Here is a 5,473-nt window from a genome sequence, read left to right as displayed (position 1 = left end):
CCGTCCGGCAGACCTGCAACAAGCCGCGAAGATGGTGGTGCAATCCGTTCGGATCTACAACCGGGAACGGCCGCATACGGCCCTGAAATACAAAACGCCCGATGCGGTGCATCGAGCGTTTGTGTTGCAATAAAACCTGTCAACCTATTTTAGGACTGGACACAGTATTAGCGAGTGCCTGACATCAGATCACTCCCACTCAATCGTCGCCGGCGGCTTGCCGGAAATATCGTACACCACACGATTGATGCCGCGCACTTCGTTGATGATGCGGTTCGATACCCGTCCCAGCAAGTCGTGGGGCAGATGGGCCCAATGCGCAGTCATGAAATCCTGCGTCTGCACCGCACGCAGCGCCACTACGTATTCGTAGGTGCGGCCATCGCCCATCACGCCAACCGACTTGACCGGCAGGAAGACAGCAAATGCCTGGCTGGTCTTGTCGTACCAGGATTCGTCTTCGTCGTCCTTGGTGTTGCGCAATTCTTCGATGAAGATGGCGTCGGCGCGGCGCAGCAGGTCGGCGAATTCCTTTTTGACTTCGCCCAGAATACGCACTCCCACACCCGGGCCTGGGAATGGATGGCGATACACCATCGCATGCGGCAAACCAAGCGCGACGCCTAGTTTGCGCACTTCGTCCTTGAACAGTTCGCGCAGCGGCTCCAGCAATTGCAAGTTCAGGGTTTCCGGCAAGCCGCCGACATTGTGGTGGCTCTTGATGGTGTGTGCGGCGTTCTTGCCCTTGCCGGCGCTTTCGATCACGTCCGGATAAATTGTCCCTTGCGCCAGCCACTTCGCATTCTTCAGCTTGGCCGATTCGACCTGGAATACTTCGACGAATTCACGGCCGATGATCTTGCGCTTGGCTTCCGGATCGGTGACGCCGGCCAGATGGCCCATGAACTGCGCAGTGGCGTCGACATGAATCACCTTGACGCCGAGATTCTTGGCAAACATCTCCATCACCATCTTGCCTTCGTCGAGGCGCAACAGGCCGTGGTCAACGAAGACGCAAGTCAACTGGTCGCCAATTGCGCGATGGATCAAGGCCGCGGCGACACTGCTGTCGACACCGCCGGACAAGCCCAGAATCACTTCGTCGCTGCCGACTTGCTGGCGAATCGATTCAACCGCCTCAGCGATGTAATCCGGCATGTTCCAGTCTGGCTTGCAGCCGCAGATATCGATCACGAAACGCGTCAGGATAGCCTCGCCCTGCACGGTATGGGTGACTTCCGGGTGGAATTGCACCGCATAGAATTTACGTTCCTCATCGGCCATGCCGGCAATAGGACAATTAGGCGTGGAGGCCATCAGCTTGAATCCAGGCGGCATGTCATTGACCTTGTCGCCGTGGCTCATCCAGACCTTCAGCATGGCATGCGAATCGGGCGTCACGAAATCGCTGATATCTTTCAGCAGCGCGGTATGGCCGCGCGCGCGCACTTCGGCGTAACCGAATTCCCGCACCTTGCCCATCTCGACCTTGCCGCCCAATTGCTCAGCCATGGTTTGCATGCCGTAGCAGATGCCGAATACCGGCACGCCCAGCTCGAACACGGCTTGCGGTGCGCGCGGCGTATCGCCGTCGGTAACGCTATTCGGGCCGCCCGACAGAATCACGCCGGAAGCACCGTAGTTACGGACGAATTCGTCGGACACGTCATAGGGATAAACCTCGGAGAACACACCTGCTTCACGCACGCGCCGTGCGATCAATTGGGTAACCTGGGAGCCGAAATCGAGGATGAGGATTTTTGAGTGCATGGTGGAGGCCTGGTAGCAGAGCTGATTTAGCAAAAAATGAGAATCTTTAAACTGCACGCGCCACCTGCGGCATAGTCGCAGGTGGCGCGTTCATGTGACAGGATCAAGACCGCCGCTATCAATCGGTACGATAGTTTGGCGCTTCCTTGGTAATCTGCACGTCATGGACATGCGACTCGCGCATGCCGGCTGCGGTGATTTCGACAAACTCGGCTTTTTCGCGCAGTTCATCGATCGTCGCACAACCGCAATAGCCCATGGAAGAACGTACGCCGCCGACCAGCTGGTACAAGATGGTCAGCACGCTACCCTTGTAAGGAACCCGGCCTTCGATGCCTTCCGGCACGAACTTGTCAGCCTTGTTGGCGGAATCCTGGAAGTAGCGATCGGCCGAACCGTCCGACATCGCACCCAGGCTGCCCATGCCGCGATACGACTTGTAGCTGCGGCCCTGGAACAGGATCACTTCGCCCGGCGCTTCTTCAGTACCGGCGAACATGCTGCCCATCATCACAGTCGAGGCGCCGGCTGCCAGTGCCTTGGCGATGTCGCCTGAAAAACGAATGCCGCCGTCGGCGATACAGGGAATGCCTGTGCCCTTGAGCGCTTGCGCGACGTTGGAGATGGCGGAAATCTGCGGTACGCCGACACCGGCCACGATCCGCGTGGTGCAGATGGAACCAGGGCCGATGCCGACCTTGACGCCGTCGGCGCCGTGATCCGCCAGCGCCTTGGCGGCAGCGGCGGTAGCGATATTGCCGCCGATGACTTCAACCTGCGGGAAATTCTGCTTGACCCATTTGACGCGATCCAGCACGCCCTTGGAGTGGCCGTGCGCGGTATCGACCACGATGACGTCGACGCCGGCTTTCACCAGCAATTCGATCCGTTCTTCGTTATCGGCGCCGACTCCGACTGCCGCACCAACCCGCAGCTTGCCCTGGCTATCCTTGGATGCCAGCGGGTGCGAAGTCGATTTCTGGATATCCTTGACCGTGATCAGGCCGCGCAGCTCAAATGCATCGTTGACCACCATCACGCGTTCCAGGCGATGTTTGTTCATCAGGCGCTTGGCTTCCGCCAGATCCGCGCCGTCCTTGACGTACACCAGCTTCTCGCGCGGCGTCATCTTGGCGCTGACTTCCGCCTCCAGCTCTTCTTCAAAGCGCAGATCGCGGTTGGTGATGATACCGACCAGGCGATTGCCGTCGACCACCGGGAAACCGCTGATGCCGTGCAATTCCGACAATGCGATCACTTCGCGGATGCGCATGTTCGGCGGGATCGTGATCGGATCACGCACCACGCCGGATTCGAAACGCTTGACCTTGGACACTTCGCGCGCCTGCTCCTGCGCCGTGAGGTTCTTATGGATAATGCCGATGCCGCCCTCTTGCGCCATGGCGATCGCCAGCCGCGCTTCAGTCACGGTATCCATTGCCGCCGACAACAACGGAATGTTGATATCGATATTGCGGGTCAGGCGTGTTTTGAGGGTGGTGTCTTTGGGGAGGACGTCCGAGTAAGCGGGGACCAACAGCACGTCATCGAACGTGAGTGCTTTTTGAAGTAGACGCATAGTTTTTCCTATAGGCGCAAAACCGAATTATACAGAAATCCGGACAAGTCGCCTAACGCCGCATGATTTTGTGCCGCGGCAATGAAGATATTTCCACATGGCACTATCGATTGATTGACATGGCTGCCGAAACATGGCGAAATCTGCGCTCTGCCAATCTACTTCTACCGCCCCAAGGAATAGCAATGAATGCAATCCGCCTGAAACAGGTTTTCTCCGCCGCTGCCGCTCTGGTCTTGCTCAGCCTGGCGACTTCAGCCCTGGCACAATTCGTGTGGCTGGACGAAAAAGGCGTGAAACAGTACTCAGACATGCCGCCGCCAACCTCTGTGCCGAACAAGCGCATCTTGAAAACGCCGGGCCACAGCCTGCCGCGCGGCACCGGCTCGGAAGACGCCGGCGCTGCAGCCGACGCTGCGGCAGATAGCAAACCGGATGCGAAAGCGCCGCCGACCATCGCCGAACAGGACGCTGCATTTCAAAAGCGCAAGGCTGAACAGGCGGAGAAGAACAAGAAAGCCGAACAGGAAGCCAAGCTGGCCTCCAACAAGGCGGAAAATTGCGCCCGCGCCCGCGCCAACCAGCGCGCCCTGGATTCCGGCGCACGGATTGCCCAGACCGACGCCAACGGCCAGCGCTCATACATAAGCGATCAACAGCGGGCGCAGCAAAATGCACAGAACCGAGAGGCGTTGAACGATTGCCAATGAAATAGAAAACCGCAACAGCCCGCCATTCAGCGGGCTTTTTTATCGGCGCGTTTTTCGACACCCTTATCTATACGTTTATCAGCGCGCTTACGGCGCGACTCCATCGGATCGGCGATCAGCGGACGATAAATTTCAATCCGGTCCTGATCGCGCAATACCGTATCCAGCGTCTTCAGCTTGCCGAAGATACCGACCCGCCAGCAACTGAGATCGATTTCGCGTATCTCATCCAGCAAGCCGCTGCGCTTGATCCCGTCGTGCAGCAAGGTTCCAGCCGGCACCGACAGCTGCCTTAAGGCTTGCACTGAGGGACTGGCGTAACAGACTTGTATCCGGATCATTTTTCCTGTCTCGGCAACAGCGCTGTCGTCATTGGGCGGCGCCGTCTCAGTCATGATGACCGTACACCGCTTCGGCGCGCTTGCAGAAGGAATCGACGAAACTGTTGGCGATCATGCTGAACACCGGCCCGATCAGTTTTTCCAGGATCCGGCTGGAAAATTCATAGTGCAAATCGAATTCGATTTTGCAGGCGTCGGCCCGCAGCGCCTTGAAATTCCAGTTGCCGTCGAGATGCTTGAACGGCCCTTCGACCAGGCGCATCTGCATCGCAGCCGGCGGGTTGTTGCTGTTTTCAGTGGTGAATGATTGCTTGATACCGTGGTAGTGTATGTTGAGTGTCGCCACCAGCTTGCCGTCAGCACGTTCATGCACATCAACCCCGCCGCACCATGGCAGGAATTGCGGGTAGTCTTCGACCCGGTCGACCAGCGCAAACATCTGTTCAGCGCTATACCCCAAAAGTACCGTTTTATGCACTACTGCCATTGAATATCAACCGTTTGATAGAATCACAACTTGAAATTTTAACCGACCTGCGCGATTTTCCTAATACATGAGCATTATTGATAACAAAAAAGTCTTCCACGATTACTTCATCGAAGAGCGTTTTGAAGCGGGCATGGAGTTGCACGGCTGGGAAGTCAAGGCTATCCGGGCCGGACGCGCCAATTTGAAAGAATCCTACGTCATCGTCCGCAATGGCGAAATCTACCTGTTTGGCGCACATATCAGCGCCCTCCTCAGCGCTTCCAGCCACGTCCATCCGGAAGCGGTGCGGACCCGCAAGCTGCTGCTGCACGCCGAGGAAATCAGGAAACTGATCATCAAGGTCGAACGTTCCGGTTATACGCTGGTGCCGATCAATCTGCACTATCTGCGCGGCCGCATCAAATGTGAAATCGGCCTGGCCAAGGGGAAAAAGCAGCATGACAAACGCGACACCGAACGGCAACGCGACGGCGAGCGTGAAGTCCAGGCTGCGATGAAACAACATCGGCGTTGAACCGAGCACAATACCGAGCGCAATAATAAAGAAGCGGCCCCCGGCGAAGTTGAAATTTCGCCGGGGGCC

At 57.5% G+C, this 5,473-nt stretch carries 7 protein-coding genes; 3 read left to right on the top strand and 4 right to left on the bottom strand.

Translation table 11 applies throughout. The features are described from left to right. A partial coding sequence (locus KHU33_RS25130) for an integrase core domain-containing protein (protein ID WP_211468123.1) occupies positions 1 to 133 on the top strand: 133 nt, incomplete at its 5' end. A gap of 56 nt (positions 134 to 189) precedes the next feature. Here KHU33_RS25130 and guaA read toward each other — a convergent pair. Together guaA and guaB are read right to left on the bottom strand one after the other, a co-directional pair. Next, on the bottom strand, positions 190 to 1,770 hold the full coding sequence (guaA, locus tag KHU33_RS25125) for a glutamine-hydrolyzing GMP synthase (protein ID WP_211468119.1): 1,581 nt from the start codon (positions 1,768 to 1,770) through the stop codon (positions 190 to 192). Between the two features lie 118 nt (positions 1,771 to 1,888). Further along, positions 1,889 to 3,349 carry an IMP dehydrogenase gene (gene guaB, locus KHU33_RS25120; protein WP_211468117.1) on the bottom strand — a complete coding sequence of 487 codons (1,461 nt, stop codon included), beginning with the start codon at positions 3,347 to 3,349 and terminating at the stop codon, positions 1,889 to 1,891. Between the two features lie 185 nt (positions 3,350 to 3,534). On the opposite strand from guaB, the gene KHU33_RS25115 reads away from it, so the two are divergent. After that, complete coding sequence (locus KHU33_RS25115; protein WP_211468115.1) at positions 3,535 to 4,059, top strand: DUF4124 domain-containing protein; 525 nt, start codon at positions 3,535 to 3,537, stop codon at positions 4,057 to 4,059. Positions 4,060 to 4,085: 26 nt separating this feature from the next. On the opposite strand, the gene KHU33_RS25110 is transcribed toward KHU33_RS25115, so the two are convergent. Both KHU33_RS25110 and KHU33_RS25105 read right to left on the bottom strand, forming a co-directional pair. Continuing rightward, a complete protein-coding gene (locus tag KHU33_RS25110) occupies positions 4,086 to 4,454 on the bottom strand; it encodes an RnfH family protein (RefSeq protein WP_230414545.1) in 369 nt (122 codons plus the stop codon). Continuing rightward, positions 4,447 to 4,887: a type II toxin-antitoxin system RatA family toxin gene (locus tag KHU33_RS25105; RefSeq protein ID WP_211468113.1), complete on the bottom strand. Its 441-nt coding sequence runs from the start codon at positions 4,885 to 4,887 to the stop codon at positions 4,447 to 4,449. The genes KHU33_RS25110 and KHU33_RS25105 overlap by 8 nt, the downstream gene beginning before the upstream one ends. Before the next feature lie 67 nt (positions 4,888 to 4,954). Here KHU33_RS25105 and smpB point away from each other — a divergent pair, with 67 nt between their 5' ends. Further along, complete coding sequence (gene smpB / locus KHU33_RS25100; protein WP_211468111.1) at positions 4,955 to 5,404, top strand: SsrA-binding protein SmpB; 450 nt, start codon at positions 4,955 to 4,957, stop codon at positions 5,402 to 5,404. The last annotated feature ends 69 nt before the right edge of the window (positions 5,405 to 5,473 follow it).

The organism is Collimonas silvisoli (assembly GCF_018305005.1).
Taxonomy (GTDB): Bacteria; Pseudomonadota; Gammaproteobacteria; order Burkholderiales; family Burkholderiaceae_D; genus Collimonas; species Collimonas silvisoli.
This window is presented reverse-complemented; position numbering and strand designations above follow the sequence as displayed.

What these genes read in the sequence shown, in the direction of transcription:
- guaA (WP_211468119.1), bottom strand. Translation starts at nt 1,770, where the DNA reads ATGCACTCAAAAATCCTCATCCTCGATTTCGGCTCCCAGGTTACCCAA.
- guaB (WP_211468117.1), bottom strand. Translation starts at nt 3,349, where the DNA reads ATGCGTCTACTTCAAAAAGCACTCACGTTCGATGACGTGCTGTTGGTC.
- KHU33_RS25115 (WP_211468115.1), top strand. Translation starts at nt 3,535, where the DNA reads ATGAATGCAATCCGCCTGAAACAGGTTTTCTCCGCCGCTGCCGCTCTG.
- KHU33_RS25110 (WP_230414545.1), bottom strand. Translation starts at nt 4,454, where the DNA reads ATGACTGAGACGGCGCCGCCCAATGACGACAGCGCTGTTGCCGAGACA.
- KHU33_RS25105 (WP_211468113.1), bottom strand. Translation starts at nt 4,887, where the DNA reads ATGGCAGTAGTGCATAAAACGGTACTTTTGGGGTATAGCGCTGAACAG.
- smpB (WP_211468111.1), top strand. Translation starts at nt 4,955, where the DNA reads ATGAGCATTATTGATAACAAAAAAGTCTTCCACGATTACTTCATCGAA.